Below are 14,966 nucleotides of genomic sequence, written 5' to 3' on the forward strand. Positions count from 1 at the left end.
GACTACCAGCGGTAGTGCGCGAAGGCCTTGTTGGACTCGGCCATCTTGTGCGTGTCCTCGCGCTTCTTGACCGAGGCGCCGAGGCCGTTGGAGGCGTCGAGCAGCTCGTTCATCAGGCGCTCGGTCATGGTCTTCTCGCGACGGGCGCGGGAGTAACCGACCAGCCAGCGCAGCGCCAGGGTGGAGGCACGACCGGGCTTGACCTCGATCGGCACCTGGTAGGTGGCGCCACCGACACGGCGGGACTTGACCTCAAGAGCGGGCTTGACGTTCTCGAGGGCGCGCTTCAGCGTGATGACCGGGTCCTGGCCGGTCTTCTCGCGCAGGCCCTCCATGGCGCCGTACACGATGCGCTCGGCGGTGGAGCGCTTGCCGTTCAGGAGGATCTTGTTGATCAGCGAGGTCACCAGAGGAGAACCGTAAACCGGGTCGATGATGACCGGGCGCTTCGGGGCGGGGCCCTTACGAGGCATTCTTACTTCTCCTTCTTGGCGCCGTAGCGGCTGCGGGCCTGCTTGCGGTTCTTGACACCCTGGGTGTCGAGCGAGCCGCGGATGATCTTGTAGCGAACACCCGGCAGGTCCTTCACACGGCCACCACGCACGAGCACGATGGAGTGCTCCTGCAGGTTGTGTCCCTCACCCGGAATGTAAGCGGTGACCTCGATCCCGCTGGTCAGACGCACACGCGCGACCTTACGCAGGGCCGAGTTCGGCTTCTTCGGGGTGGTCGTGAACACACGCGTGCAGACGCCGCGGCGCTGAGGGGAACCCTCAAGGGCGGGCGTCTTGTTCTTCTCGACCTTGTCCTGCCGGCCCTTGCGGACCAGCTGCTGGATCGTAGGCACTACTTCTCCGGTTTCTGTGTGCCGTATAAGTAAAGCTAACCTGGAACTTCGCCGACCCACGCGGTCGGGTGTGTCGAATCAGGCGGGCCCCCGCCGCAGGGCGGGAACGAGCACAGATTGCGGTGGCCCTTGCTGGCTGCCCGTGCGGCTGAGGACACGCACAGGAGCCCAGGCACACCCCAGGCACAAGGTCTGAGCGTACCTATCGCATGGACTCCGGTCAAAACAAATGCCAGGGCCCCGAACCGGCCGCGCAACCCCCGAACAGGGGCGGGGAGCCTCCGTGGCCGCCACCAGCAGGTCGACCACGGGGACGGCCGGCGCGCCCGCCCTCGGCCCGGACCGGCAGCCCCGCACGACGACCGGCCCGCGGCGGGGGCCGTGCACGTGCCGTGGTCGCCCGTACGGGCCCGGTCGGGGGCCGCCGGATCGGCCCGGCAGCCGCCGTGAACCTGCCCCGGTCATCCGCGACCGGCCGTCCGGCCCCTCGTGGTGGACCCGGGCGGAGCGCGGGCCTCGCGCCCGGCCCGATGCCCGCGCGCCCATCCCCCTCGCACGGGGTGCCGCCTCAGCCGCACGAGCCGTACCCGCCGCACCTCCTGCGGTGTCGTCGCCGCACGAAGTACCACGGGAGACGCCCCGGGCACCCCGCCCGGCAAGAACCGGCTGCGGCATCCCCGGCCCCTCCGCTCCCCCCATGCCGCGGGCACACGCGGACCTCCGGCCACCTTGCCGACACCCGGCAGCCTGCCCGGACGAAGACGGCGCAGACAGCCCCCTGCCGCCTCCGTCGCCCTGCCCGGACAATGCATTCTCAGCGATCTTCGGCACACGGGGGTGGACGATGGCGGACGAGCAGCCGCAGCAGCGGTACGACGTGGTGGAGGTGGACGTCCGCCTCACCGTGATCGCGTACGGCGACGTCCTCGCCGACTACGCCACCGCGGCCACCGCCCCGGACACCCCGCGGCCCGTCGTGGACGACTACGCCGTCGCGGTCGACGCCTTCGCCCTGGCCCGCCGCGTCCCGGCGGAGGACGTCCCACCGGTGCTGGCCGTCGGCGTACGCGCCCTGCGCCGCGTCCACCTCGCGCTGGTCCCGTAGGGGGCGGCGCGAGGACCGACCGCGCCCACCACGCTTCACGGAGGCCCGCACGCCGCGGCAGACCCGCTGGGGGGCGGCGGTCCCACCCGGGACTCCCCCGGGCCCCGGACACGCCGAAGGGCGGCCACCCGCACGGGGTGACCGCCCTTCGTCAGACGTACGCCTTACTGGTTGTACGGACCGTAGTCGTAGTCCTCCAGCGGAACGGCCTGGCCGGAGCCCGTGCCGAACGGCGAGTAGTCGATGTCGTCGTAGCCGACGGCCGAGTACATCGCGGCCTTGGCCTCCTCGGTCGGCTCGACCCGGATGTTGCGGTAACGGGACAGGCCCGTACCGGCCGGGATGAGCTTACCGATGATGACGTTCTCCTTGAGGCCGATCAGGGAGTCGGACTTGGCGTTGATCGCCGCGTCCGTCAGGACCCTGGTCGTCTCCTGGAAGGAGGCCGCGGACAGCCACGACTCCGTCGCCAGCGACGCCTTGGTGATACCCATCAGCTGCGGACGGCCGGAGGCCGGGTGGCCCCCTTCCTGGACCACGCGACGGTTCTCGGTCTCGAACTTCGAGCGCTCCACCAGCTCGCCGGGCAGCAGCTCTGCGTCGCCCGACTCGATGATCGTCACACGGCGCAGCATCTGCCGGATGATGATCTCGATGTGCTTGTCGTGGATCGACACGCCCTGCGAGTTGTAGACCTTCTGCACCTCGCCGACCAGGTGGACCTGCACGGCCCGCTGGCCGAGGATGCGCAGCACGTCGTGCGGGTTCTCGGTACCCACGGTGAGCTTCTGGCCCACTTGGACGTGGTCGCCCTCGCCGACCATGACACGGGCGCGCTTCGAGATCGGGTAGGCCGTCTCGTCGCTGCCGTCGTCCGGCGTGATGACGATCTTCTTGGTCTTCTCGGTCTCCTCGATCCGCACGCGGCCGGAGGCCTCGGCGATCGGCGCCATGCCCTTGGGGGCACGGGCCTCGAAGAGCTCGACGACACGCGGCAGACCCTGGGTGATGTCGTCACCGGCCACACCACCGGTGTGGAAGGTACGCATCGTCAGCTGGGTGCCGGGCTCACCGATGGACTGGGCGGCGATGATGCCGACCGCCTCACCGATGTCGACCAGCTTGCCGGTGGCCAGCGAGCGGCCGTAGCACATGGCGCAGGTGCCGACGGCGGACTCGCAGGTCAGGACCGAGCGGGTCTTGACCTCCGCCACGCCGGCGCCGACCAGCTGCTCGATGAGCACGTCACCGAGGTCGACACCGGCCGGGGCCAGCACCTTGCCGTCGACGACGACGTCCTCGGCGAGGCAGCGCGCGTACACACTGGTCTCGACGTTCTCCGTCTTCCGCAGGACGCCGTCCGCGCCGCGCTCGGCGATCGCCAGACGCAGACCGCGGTCGGTGCCGCAGTCCTCCTCGCGGATGATGACGTCCTGGGAGACGTCGACGAGACGACGGGTGAGGTAACCCGAGTCGGCGGTACGCAGAGCGGTGTCCGCCAGACCCTTACGCGCACCGTGCGTGGAGATGAAGTACTCCAGCACGGACAGGCCCTCACGGAACGAGGACTTGATCGGACGCGGGATGGTCTCGTTCTTGGCGTTCGACACCAGACCGCGCATACCGGCGATCTGACGCATCTGCATCATGTTTCCGCGCGCACCCGAGTCGACCATCATGAAGATCGGGTTCGTCTTCGGGAAGTTCTCGTTCATCGCCTCGGCGACCTCGTTGGTCGCCTTGGTCCAGATCGCGATGAGCTCCTGAGTGCGCTCGTCCTTGGTGATCAGACCGCGCTCGTACTGCTTCTGGACCTTCTCGTCCTGGGCCTCGTAGCCGGCGACGATGGTCTTCTTCGCCTCGGGCACGACGACGTCGGAGATGGCGACGGTGACACCGGAGCGGGTGGCCCAGTGGTAACCGGCCGCCTTCAGGTTGTCGAGCGTCGCCGCCACGATCGTCTTCGGGTAGCGCTCGGCGAGGTCGTTGACGATCTCGGAGAGCTGCTTCTTGCCCACCTGGTAGTCGACGAACGGGTAGTCCTCGGGCAGCAGCTCGTTGAAGAGCGCGCGGCCCAGGCTCGTCTCCAGACGGAACCCGTCACCCGGCTGCCACTCGGGCTCGCCCTCCTCCGCGGCCGGCGGCGTCCAGCCGCGGGGCGGGACCGAGCCGATCGGGAAGCGGATCTCGACCTTCGCCTGGAGCGACAGCTCGCGGGCGTCGAAGGCCATGATCGCCTCGGCGGTCGAGGCGAAGGAGCGACCCGCGCCCTTGACCTCCCGGCCCTCCTCGTCGGTGGTGAGGAAGAACAGGCCGAGCACCATGTCCTGGGTCGGCATGGTGACCGGGCGGCCGTCGGCGGGCTTGAGGATGTTGTTCGAGGACAGCATCAGGATGCGGGCCTCGGCCTGCGCCTCCGCGGAGAGCGGCAGGTGGACGGCCATCTGGTCACCGTCGAAGTCCGCGTTGAACGCGGTGCAGACGAGCGGGTGGATCTGGATGGCCTTGCCCTCGACCAGCTGCGGCTCGAAGGCCTGGATGCCGAGGCGGGGCAGGGGGGGGGCACGGTTCAGCAGCACCGGGTGCTCGGCGATGACCTCTTCGAGGACGTCGTACACGACGGTGCGGCCGCGCTCGACCATGCGCTTGGCCGACTTGATGTTCTGCGCGTGGTTCAGGTCGACCAGGCGCTTCATCACGAACGGCTTGAACAGCTCCAGCGCCATGTACTTCGGCAGACCGCACTGGTGCAGCTTGAGCTGCGGGCCGACGACGATGACGGAACGGGCCGAGTAGTCGACGCGCTTGCCGAGCAGGTTCTGACGGAAGCGGCCCTGCTTGCCCTTCAGCATGTCGCTGAGGGACTTCAGCGGGCGGTTGCCGGGTCCGGTGACCGGGCGGCCGCGGCGGCCGTTGTCGAACAGCGCGTCGACGGCCTCCTGGAGCATGCGCTTCTCGTTGTTCACGATGATCTCGGGCGCGCCGAGGTCGAGAAGCCGCTTCAGGCGGTTGTTCCGGTTGATGACGCGGCGGTACAGGTCGTTCAGGTCGGAGGTCGCGAAGCGGCCACCGTCCAGCTGCACCATCGGACGCAGGTCCGGCGGGATGACCGGGACGCAGTCCAGGACCATGCCCTTGGGGCTGTTGGAGGTCTGCAGGAACGCGGAGACGACCTTGAGCCGCTTGAGGGCGCGGGTCTTCTTCTGTCCCTTGCCCGTGCGGATGATCTCGCGGAGCTTCTCCGCCTCCTCGTCCAGGTCGAAGGACTCCAGGCGCTTCTGCAGCGCGGCGGCGCCCATCGAGCCGTCGAAGTAGGTGCCGAAGCGGTCGCGCAGCTCGCGGTAGAGCAGCTCGTCGCCCTCCAGGTCCTGGACCTTGAGGTTCTTGAAGCGGCTCCACACCTCGTCGAGGCGGTCGATCTCGCGCTGGGCGCGGTCGCGGAGCTGCTTCATCTCGCGCTCGGCACCCTCACGGACCTTGCGGCGCACGTCGGCCTTGGCGCCCTCGGCCTCCAGCTCGGCCAGGTCGGTCTCGAGCTTCTTGGCGCGGGCCTCGAGGTCGGCGTCGCGGCGCTGCTCGATCTGCTGGCGCTCGACGGAGACGTGGGCCTCCAGCGAGGGCAGGTCGCGCTGGCGGCGCTCCTCGTCGACGTACGTGATCATGTACGCCGCGAAGTAGATGACCTTCTCCAGGTCCTTCGGGGCGAGGTCCAGCAGGTAGCCCAGCCGGGACGGGACGCCCTTGAAGTACCAGATGTGGGTGACGGGGGCGGCCAGTTCGATGTGGCCCATCCGCTCACGGCGCACCTTCGCGCGGGTGACCTCGACGCCACACCGCTCACAGATGATGCCCTTGAAGCGGACACGCTTGTACTTGCCGCAGTAGCACTCCCAGTCCCGGGTGGGGCCGAAGATCTTCTCGCAGAAGAGGCCGTCCTTCTCGGGCTTCAGGGTGCGGTAGTTGATGGTCTCCGGCTTCTTGACCTCGCCGTGGGACCACTGGCGGATGTCGTCCGCGGTGGCCAGGCCGATCCGCAGCTCGTCGAAGAAGTTGACGTCGAGCACTATGCGTCAATCCCTCTCAGGGTTTGTGTCAATCCATGGTCTGTACGGGTCGCGGGGTGGCCGGCCGGACCTCGGGGGGTCCGGCCGGCCGACCCGTCAGACCTCTTCGACGCTGCTCGGCTCGCGCCGGGACAGGTCGATGCCGAGCTCCTCCGCAGCGCGGAAGACGTCCTCGTCGGTGTCGCGCATCTCGATGGACATGCCGTCCGAGGACAGCACCTCCACGTTGAGGCACAGGGACTGCATCTCCTTGATGAGCACCTTGAAGGACTCCGGGATGCCGGGCTCGGGAATGTTCTCGCCCTTGACGATGGCCTCGTAGACCTTCACGCGGCCGGTGACATCGTCGGACTTGATGGTCAGCAGCTCCTGGAGGGCGTATGCGGCGCCGTAAGCCTCCAGCGCCCACACCTCCATCTCACCGAAGCGCTGGCCACCGAACTGAGCCTTACCACCCAGCGGCTGCTGGGTGATCATCGAGTACGGACCGGTCGACCGGGCGTGCAGCTTGTCGTCGACCAGGTGGTGCAGCTTGAGGATGTACATGTACCCGACCGAGATCGGGTCCGGGAACGGCTCGCCGGAGCGGCCGTCGAACAGGCGCGCCTTGCCGGACGGCAGCATCATGCGGTCGCCGTCGCGGTTCGGGATGGTGTGCTCCAGCAGACCGGCCAGCTCGTCCTCGCGGGCGCCGTCGAAGACCGGGGTCGCGACGTTGGTGCCCGGCTCGACGCGGTCGGCGCCGATGGACTGGAGCCGCTCGGCCCACTGCTCCTGGAGGCCGGAGACGTCCCAGCCCTGGCTGGCGAGCCAGCCGAGGTGGATCTCCAGGACCTGTCCCGGGTTCATTCGGGACGGCACACCGAGCGGGTTGAGGATGATGTCGACCGGGGTGCCGTCCTCCAGGAACGGCATGTCCTCGATCGGCAGGATCTTGGAGATGACGCCCTTGTTGCCGTGGCGGCCGGCGAGCTTGTCACCGTCGGTGATCTTGCGCTTCTGCGCCACGTAGACGCGGACCAGCTGGTTCACGCCCGGGGGCAGCTCGTCGCCCTCCTCGCGGTCGAAGACGCGCACGCCGATGACCTTGCCGGTCTCACCGTGCGGCACCTTCAGCGAGGTGTCGCGGACCTCGCGGGCCTTCTCGCCGAAGATCGCGCGGAGCAGGCGCTCCTCGGGGGTCAGCTCGGTCTCGCCCTTCGGGGTGACCTTGCCGACGAGGATGTCGCCGGCGACGACCTCGGCACCGATGCGGATGATGCCGCGCTCGTCGAGGTCGGCGAGGACCTCCTCGGAGACGTTCGGGATGTCCCGGGTGATCTCCTCGGGGCCCAGCTTGGTGTCGCGGGCGTCGACCTCGTGCTCCTCGATGTGGATCGAGGAGAGGACGTCGTCCTGCACGAGGCGCTGCGACAGGATGATCGCGTCCTCGTAGTTGTAGCCCTCCCACGGCATGAAGGCCACGAGGAGGTTCTTGCCGAGCGCCATCTCGCCGTCTTCGGTGGCCGGGCCGTCGGCGAGGACCTGGCCCTCGACGACCCGGTCGCCCTCGGCGACGATGACCTTCTGGTTGACCGAGGTGCCCTGGTTGGAGCGGGCGAACTTGGCCAGCCGGTACGTGATGTACGTGCCGTCGTCGTTGGCGACGGTGATGTAGTCGGCGGAGAGCTCCTGGACCACACCGTCCTTCTCGGCCTTGACCACGTCGCCGGCGTCGACGGCGGAGCGGTACTCCATGCCGGTACCGACGAGCGGGGACTCGGCCTGGATGAGCGGCACGGCCTGGCGCATCATGTTCGCGCCCATGAGGGCACGGTTGGCGTCGTCGTGCTCCAGGAAGGGGATCATGGCGGTCGCGACCGACACCATCTGGCGCGGCGAGACGTCCATGTAGTCGACGTCCTCGGGGGGGAGGTAGTCGACCTCGCCGCCGCGGCGGCGGACCAGGACGCGGGGCTCGGCGAACCGGAGGTCCTCGGTCAGCGGCGCGTTGGCCTGGGCGATGACGAAGCGGTCTTCCTCGTCGGCGGTCAGGTAGTCGACGTCGTCGGTGACCTGGCCGTCGATGACCTTGCGGTACGGGGTCTCGACGAAGCCGAACGCGTTGACGCGGCCGTAGGAGGCGAGCGAGCCGATCAGACCGATGTTCGGGCCTTCGGGGGTCTCGATCGGGCACATGCGGCCGTAGTGCGACGGGTGCACGTCGCGGACCTCGAAGCCGGCCCGCTCACGGGACAGACCACCCGGGCCGAGCGCGGACAGACGACGCTTGTGCGTCAGCCCGGACAGCGGGTTGTTCTGGTCCATGAACTGGGACAGCTGGCTGGTGCCGAAGAACTCCTTGATGGAGGCGACGACCGGCCGGATGTTGATCAGGGTCTGCGGCGTGATCGCCTCGACGTCCTGGGTCGTCATGCGCTCGCGGACGACGCGCTCCATACGGGCCAGACCGGTGCGGACCTGGTTCTGGATGAGCTCGCCGACGTTGCGCAGGCGGCGGTTGCCGAAGTGGTCGATGTCGTCGGTCTCGACGACGATCGTCGAGCCGTTGGCACCGACGGTCTCGGTCTCACCGGCGTGCAGCTGCACCAGGTACTTGATCGTCGCGATGATGTCGTCGACGGTCAGGACACCCGCGTCCAGCGGCTCGTCCGCACCCAGCTTCTTGTTCAGCTTGTAGCGGCCGACCTTGGCCAGGTCGTAGCGCTTGGGGTTGAAGTAGAGGTTCTCGAGCAGCGTCTGCGCGGCCTCACGCGTCGGGGGCTCGCCCGGGCGCAGCTTGCGGTAGATGTCGAGCAGCGCGTCGTCCTGGCCCTGGGTGTGGTCCTTCTCCAGGGTGGCGCGCATGGACTCGTACTCGCCGAACTCCTGCAGGATCTGCTCGGTGGTCCAGCCGAGCGCCTTGAGGAGGACGGTGACGGACTGCTTGCGCTTGCGGTCGATGCGGACGCCGACCATGTCGCGCTTGTCGATCTCCATCTCCAGCCAGGCACCCCGGGACGGGATGATCTTGGCCGAGAAGATGTCCTTGTCGGACGTCTTGTCGATGGAGGAGTCGAAGTAGACGCCCGGCGAGCGGACGAGCTGCGACACCACGACACGCTCGGTGCCGTTGATGACGAAGGTGCCCTTGTTCGTCATGAGCGGGAAGTCGCCCATGAAGACCGTCTGGGACTTGATCTCGCCGGTCTCGTTGTTCGTGAACTCGGCCGTGACGAAGAGCGGCGCGGCGTAGGTGAAGTCGCGCTCCTTGCACTCGTCGATCGAGTTCTTCGGAGGCTCGAAGCGGTGGTCGCGGAAGGTGAGCGACATCGACCCGGAGAAGTCCTCGATCGGGGAGATCTCCTCGAAGATCTCCTCAAGACCGGACTTGGTGGGGACGTCCTCTCCCCGCTCAAGAGCCGCCTCGACACGAGCCTTCCACGCCGCGTTGCCGAGCAGCCAGTCGAAGCTCTCGGTCTGCAGGGCGAGAAGGTTCGGAACCTCAAGGGGCTCCTTGATCTTTGCAAAGGAGATGCGCAGCGGAGCAGTGCTTGCGCCGGTGTTCGTATTCGCGGTCGAGGCGTTGCGCGAGGCGGCCAAGAGGGGGTCCTTCCGAGGGCTCGGACTCACTACGCGCGTACCGGTTCCCAGCCGGGCGCAGAGACGACGAATGTTCCTGAAGGGGCCAAAGGGCCTGGTCAGGGCACTCGGTCAACTGTGCTCTTGCGAGGGGATGCCCCTGGTGACGGGCAGGGAGCAGCTAACAGGCAGCGCAAAGGGTCAGTGTAGCCACTTGGCCCACTGATGTCCAGGGCGAGTAGATCGCGACCCTCGTTGTTCTCAACTTCGCGCACCTCGCGCCGTCGGCGCACATCGATACTGCCCGTTCGGTCACCGATCCATGCCTCGGATCTGGATCGGCTGCCGACGCGTCCTGAGAATTGCGCGCGGCGTGCGGTTCGTCAAGGCCCCGGGCTGTGCGCGGCGCACGGCGAAGATCACCATACTCCCCTGGAGCCCCAGTGCAACCCGGCTGCCACGCAACGACGGAAGGGCGACCACCCCAATGGGTGATCGCCCTTCCTCACGCCCGCTGAGGGGCGTCAGAACGAGTCAGGAGACCCGCAGGAGGTCACTTGACCTCGACGGAGGCACCGGCGCCCTTGAGGGACTCGGCGGCCTTCTCGGCGGCCTCCTTGTTGACCTTCTCCAGGACCGGCTTCGGGGTGCCGTCGACCAGGTCCTTGGCCTCCTTCAGGCCGAGGGAGGTCAGCTCGCGCACGACCTTGATGACCTGGATCTTCTTGTCGCCGGCGCCGGTGAGGATGACGTCGAACTCGTCCTTCTCCTCCTCGGCCTCGGCGGCGGCGCCACCAGCGGCACCACCGGCGACGACGACCGGCGCGGCAGCGGCGGCGGTGACGTCGAACTTCTCCTCGAAGGCCTTCACGAACTCGGAGAGCTCGATGAGGGTCATCTCCTCGAACTGCGCGAGCAGCTCGTCCTGGGTGAGCTTCGCCATGATGGCGGTCCTTCCACTCATTCGGCAGGTGCCGGGATGTACATGTGAGGCGGGCGTACGTCTGGCCCGCGGTGACCGCCGCCGGGGATCAGGCGGCGATCAGAGTGCGAGCCGAATTACTCGGCACCGCCCTGCTCGGCCTGCTTGGCGCGCAGCGCGTCCACGGTGCGGACGAGCTTCGACGGCAGCGCCTGGAAGACGGAGGCAGCCTGGGACTGCTTCGCCTTGAAGGCACCGGCCAGCTTGCTGAGCAGAACCTCGCGGGACTCGAGGTCCGCAAGCTTCTTGATCTCGTCGGCGGACAGCGCCTTGCCGTCAAGGACACCGCCCTTGATGACGAGATTCGGGTTCTCCTTGGCGAAGTCACGAAGACCCTTCGCCGCCTCGACCGGGTCACCGGTGACGAAGGCGACCGCCGTCGGACCGTTGAACAGGTCGTCGAGCGTGCTGATCCCGGCCTCGTTGGCCGCAATCTTGGTCAGCGTGTTCTTCACCACGGCGTACTGGGCGTTCTCACCGAGCGAACGGCGCAGCTGCTTGGTCTGCGCCACGGTGAGACCGCGGTACTCGGTCAGCACAGCGGCGCTGGAGCTGCGGAACTTGTCCGTCAGCTCGGCAACCGCGGCAGCCTTGTCGGGCCTCGCCATGAGCCTCGGCCTCCTTCCGGGTGATTCGGACCGCAGTGGCTGAAGGAAGGAGACTGGGCAAAACGAAACGCCCCGGCGCAGGCACACGGGGCGTCACTCGACCAGGACGAGAATCCTGGGAGCACTCCTGAGTCACCTGCGCGGGTCGTCCGCAGCTAGCGGATCCTTCGGCCGCCGCACCCGTACGGGCACAGCAGCGACCAGCGGTCTTTGGCTTCCCAGGCAGCGTACGGGAGGGTGACGCCGACAGGCAAATCGGCGCCGACCGCTCCCGGGGGCCGCGCGTCAGGCCGCGTCGGCGAACGGGTCCTCGCCAGCGCCCGTGCCGTCGGCACCCGTGCCCTCGTCCGCGGCGCCCGTCATCCCTTCGAGCATCTTGACGAGGTCGACGGTCTCGTCGGCCGGCGGCGCCGTCACGGCCGCCTCGGTGCCGTAGTCGGAGTACTCGGCGGTGACCTTCACCGTGCCCTGTGCCGACTCCATGCCGGCGTCCATCTTGACGGGGCAGCCGTCCCCGTTGACCCAGACCTCGGTCACGAGCACCTGCACGGCAACCCAAGGGGCCGGCACCCCCTCTGGATGGGGCCGGCCCCCGGCCCTCAGGGGAGAGGAACGGGGGCCGCCACACAAACCGGCCCCCGCCCTTCCGGAGAAGGGCGGGGGCCGGTCGGCGAACCGGGTGAGCCGTCAGGCTCAGACCGCGGCCGGGTCCTCCTCGACGAGGAGGTTCCGGGTGCGGTTCGGGTCCAGCGGGATGCCGGGGCCCATGGTGGTGGTGAGGGTCGCCTTCTTGACGTAGCGGCCCTTCGCGGCGGACGGCTTCAGACGGAGGATCTCCTCCAGGGCCGCGCCGTAGTTCTCGACCAGCTTCGTCTCGTCGAACGACACCTTGCCGATGATGAAGTGCAGGTTCGAGTGCTTGTCGACACGGAACTCGATCTTGCCGCCCTTGATGTCGGTGACGGCCTTGGCAACGTCCATGGTGACGGTGCCGGTCTTCGGGTTCGGCATCAGACCACGCGGGCCGAGGACGCGGCCGAGGCGGCCGACCTTGCCCATGAGGTCCGGGGTGGCGACGACGGCGTCGAAGTCCAGACGACCCTTCGCCACCTCGTCGATCAGTTCGTCGGAGCCGACGATGTCGGCGCCGGCGGCCTCCGCGGCCGCAGCACGGTCACCGGTCGCGAAGACCAGGACCCGGGCGGTCTTGCCGGTGCCGTGCGGAAGGTTCACGGTGCCGCGGACCATCTGGTCGGCCTTGCGCGGGTCGACGCCCAGACGCATGGCGACCTCGACGGTGCCGTCGAACTTGGTGCTGGCGGTCTCCTTGGCGAGGCGGACGGCCTCGAGGGGGGCGTAGTTGCGCGCCCGGTCGATCTTCGCGTCCGCGGCTCGCAGAGCCTTGCTGCGCTTCACTGCTTCTCCTGTGTTTCAGGGGTGGAGTCGTGGTGCGGGCCAGCGCCTGGCCCTACCACAGAGGTCACTGCGAGGGGGCTGGTCAGCCCTCGACCGTGATGCCCATGGAACGGGCGGTGCCGGCGATGATCTTCGCGGCGGCGTCCAGGTCGTTCGCGTTGAGGTCGGGCATCTTGGTGGTGGCGATCTCGCGGACCTGCGCCTCGGTGATCTTGGCGACCTTGGTCTTGTGCGGCTCGCTGGAGCCCTTCTCCACACCCGCGGCCTTGAGGATCATCTTCGCGGCCGGCGGAGTCTTGGTGACGAAGGTGAAGGAGCGGTCCTCGTAGACCGTGATCTCCACCGGGATCACCCAGCCGCGCTGCGACTCGGTCGCGGCGTTGTAGGCCTTGCAGAACTCCATGATGTTGACGCCGTGCTGGCCCAGCGCCGGGCCGACCGGCGGGGCCGGGTTGGCGGCGCCGGCCTGGATCTGGAGCTTGATAAGCCCCGTGACCTTCTTCTTCTTGGGAGGCATTGCTCTCTCCGGGTCCTAGTGAGAGTGTTCCGCCGCCACCCGGCATCATCCGGATGGAGGCATACCGCACAACGATAACGGGTATCGGTGCACGTCCAAAAACCGAGCAGGTCAGAAGTGGGAAGCCCCACCTCTGACCTGTCCGGAAGCCTTCAGAACGCCGGGTGGGCCCGGCTTGGCCTCAGTTCTTCTGGATCTGGTCGAAGCTGAGCTCGACCGGGGTCTCGCGGCCGAAGATCTCGACGAGGCCCTTGACCTTCTTCGAGTCGGCGTTGATCTCGTTGATGGTCGCCTGCAGCGTGGCGAACGGACCGTCGGTGACGGTGACGGAGTCGCCGACCTCGAAGTCCAGGACCTGGACCTCGACCTTGCGGGCGGGGGCGGGCTTGCCCGCGACCTCCGCGGCCTCGCGGGCGGCCTTGTCCTCGGCCTCCGGGGCGAGCATCTTGACGATCTCGTCCAGGGTCAGCGGGTACGGGTCGTAGGCGTTGCCGACGAAGCCGGTGACGCCGGGCGTGTTGCGGACGACGCCCCAGGACTCGTTCGTCAGGTCCATGCGGACGAGCACATAGCCAGGCAGCTTGTTCTGCTTGACGTTCTTGCGCTCGCCGTTCTTGATCTGGACGATCTCTTCCTCGGGGACCTCGGCCTGGTAGATGAAGTCCTCGACGTTCAGCGAGACGGCACGCTGCTCCAGGTTCGCCTTCACGCGCTTCTCGTAGCCCGCGTAGGTGTGGATCACGTACCACTCGCCCGGGAGGCCGCGCAGCTCCTCGCGGAGGGCGGCGACCGGATCGACGGGGGCGGCGGCCTCAGCCTCGTCCTCGGACTCGTCGTCAGCCTCGGCGGCCTCGTCCTGGACGTCCTCGTCGGCCTCTTCGGCCTCGACCTCGTCCTCGGACTCCGTCTCGTCGGCGTCCTCGGCGTCATCCGCCGTCTCGCCGGCCTCGGCGTGACCCTCGGCCGCCTCGTCGGCAGCGGCGTCCGCAGCTTCCGCCTGGTCCTCGTCGGCCGCCTCGACGACGTCGAGCTCGTCCTGGGCGGACTCGTTCAGGTTCGGGTCAGACACGGTGGCTGCTTCTTCCTGGATACAGATGGGGTGGAACATGCGAAAAGGGGCGCCGGGGTGGGCGCCCTCCGCGGGAATCAGCCGAAGACGTACTTGACTGCTTCCGTGAAGCCGAGATCGATCACGGTCACCATGGCGATCATGATGACAACAAAGATGATCACAACGGTCGTGTAGGTCGAGAGCTGGCTACGAGTGGGCCAGACGACCTTGCGCAGCTCGGCGACGATCTGGCGGTAGAAGAGCGCGAGACGGCCCAGCGGGCCCTTCTTGGCTCGCTTGCCACCCTTGCGGTTCTTCTTCGACTCCGGCGCTTCGTCTTCAGCATCAGGCATGTCGATGGAGCCTACGGCGTCCGTCACGTCTCTCACCTGATTCCGGGTCGGCCGTGCCGCGCCCGGGTGGAGCCGCACGGCGGTGCAATGAAGTACATACCTGCGCACACATCCTGGCGGTGTGTGTAGCAGGGCCGGAGGGACTTGAACCCCCAACCGCTGGTTTTGGAGACCAGTGCTCTACCAATTGAGCTACGACCCTTTGTGGTGCTCCCCCAACTTACCGCATCCGCAGCAGTGCTCCGTAAGCCTCGGTGCGGTGTGGTTCGTGAGGGCCAACGAGCAGAGAGTGTACGTGGTCAGCGCCGCCGCGTCGAACAGATACCCCCGCGAGCCCGCCGTCCCCCCGCCGTACGGCCCCGCCCCGGGGTCTCGCCGAGGGGTGCCCGCGCGACGCGCCGGCGGTACCGGTTCGTACGGTGAAACCCGTGTACCGGGCCCCGGCGGGGTCTGGGAGCATGG

12 protein-coding genes and 1 tRNA gene are annotated in these 14,966 nt (G+C 68.0%); 1 reads left to right on the forward strand and 12 read right to left on the reverse strand.

Features of this window, described 5'->3' with window-relative positions:
• Positions 1-2: 2 nt before the first annotated feature.
• Positions 3-473 (reverse strand): 30S ribosomal protein S7, encoded by a 471-nt coding sequence (rpsG, locus tag BJP40_RS20900; protein ID WP_023587042.1) that lies wholly within the window; start codon positions 471-473, stop codon positions 3-5.
• Between the two features lie 2 nt (positions 474-475).
• A complete protein-coding gene (gene rpsL, locus BJP40_RS20905) occupies positions 476-847 on the reverse strand; it encodes a 30S ribosomal protein S12 (protein WP_003948652.1) in 372 nt (123 codons plus the stop codon).
• 844 nt (positions 848-1,691) lie between these two features.
• Between rpsL and BJP40_RS20910 the strand changes: the two genes are divergently transcribed.
• Positions 1,692-1,952 (forward strand): hypothetical protein, encoded by a 261-nt coding sequence (locus BJP40_RS20910; protein WP_071273115.1) that lies wholly within the window; start codon positions 1,692-1,694, stop codon positions 1,950-1,952.
• Positions 1,953-2,116: 164 nt separating this feature from the next.
• Here the strand turns inward: BJP40_RS20910 and BJP40_RS20915 are convergent, their stop codons facing one another.
• The 10 genes from BJP40_RS20915 to BJP40_RS20960 form a co-directional block, all read right to left on the reverse strand.
• Positions 2,117-6,016: a DNA-directed RNA polymerase subunit beta' gene (locus BJP40_RS20915; protein ID WP_071281662.1), complete on the reverse strand. Its 3,900-nt coding sequence runs from the start codon at positions 6,014-6,016 to the stop codon at positions 2,117-2,119.
• 96 nt (positions 6,017-6,112) lie between these two features.
• A complete protein-coding gene (gene rpoB, locus BJP40_RS20920) occupies positions 6,113-9,598 on the reverse strand; it encodes a DNA-directed RNA polymerase subunit beta (protein ID WP_071273109.1) in 3,486 nt (1,161 codons plus the stop codon).
• Positions 9,599-10,130: 532 nt separating this feature from the next.
• Positions 10,131-10,520, reverse strand: coding sequence for a 50S ribosomal protein L7/L12 (rplL, locus tag BJP40_RS20925; RefSeq protein WP_071273106.1), 390 nt, complete (start codon positions 10,518-10,520; stop codon positions 10,131-10,133).
• 116 nt (positions 10,521-10,636) lie between these two features.
• A complete protein-coding gene (rplJ, locus tag BJP40_RS20930) occupies positions 10,637-11,167 on the reverse strand; it encodes a 50S ribosomal protein L10 (RefSeq protein WP_071273103.1) in 531 nt (176 codons plus the stop codon).
• A 285-nt stretch (positions 11,168-11,452) separates the two neighbouring features.
• On the reverse strand, positions 11,453-11,704 hold the full coding sequence (locus tag BJP40_RS20935; RefSeq protein ID WP_143065980.1) for a hypothetical protein: 252 nt from the start codon (positions 11,702-11,704) through the stop codon (positions 11,453-11,455).
• 156 nt (positions 11,705-11,860) lie between these two features.
• Positions 11,861-12,583 carry a 50S ribosomal protein L1 gene (gene rplA / locus BJP40_RS20940; RefSeq protein WP_071273097.1) on the reverse strand — a complete coding sequence of 241 codons (723 nt, stop codon included), beginning with the start codon at positions 12,581-12,583 and terminating at the stop codon, positions 11,861-11,863.
• A gap of 82 nt (positions 12,584-12,665) precedes the next feature.
• Positions 12,666-13,100, reverse strand: a complete 435-nt coding sequence (rplK, locus tag BJP40_RS20945; RefSeq protein WP_071273094.1) for a 50S ribosomal protein L11 — start codon at positions 13,098-13,100, stop codon at positions 12,666-12,668.
• 181 nt (positions 13,101-13,281) lie between these two features.
• Complete coding sequence (gene nusG / locus BJP40_RS20950) at positions 13,282-14,169, reverse strand: transcription termination/antitermination protein NusG (protein ID WP_071281664.1); 888 nt, start codon at positions 14,167-14,169, stop codon at positions 13,282-13,284.
• Positions 14,170-14,246: 77 nt separating this feature from the next.
• On the reverse strand, positions 14,247-14,531 hold the full coding sequence (gene secE / locus BJP40_RS20955) for a preprotein translocase subunit SecE (protein ID WP_071273091.1): 285 nt from the start codon (positions 14,529-14,531) through the stop codon (positions 14,247-14,249).
• A 102-nt stretch (positions 14,532-14,633) separates the two neighbouring features.
• Positions 14,634-14,706: transfer RNA gene (locus BJP40_RS20960), tRNA-Trp, on the reverse strand.
• Positions 14,707-14,966 lie beyond the last annotated feature (260 nt).

This window comes from Streptomyces sp. CC53, assembly GCF_001865245.1.
In the GTDB taxonomy this organism is placed as follows: Bacteria; Actinomycetota; Actinomycetes; order Streptomycetales; family Streptomycetaceae; genus Streptomyces.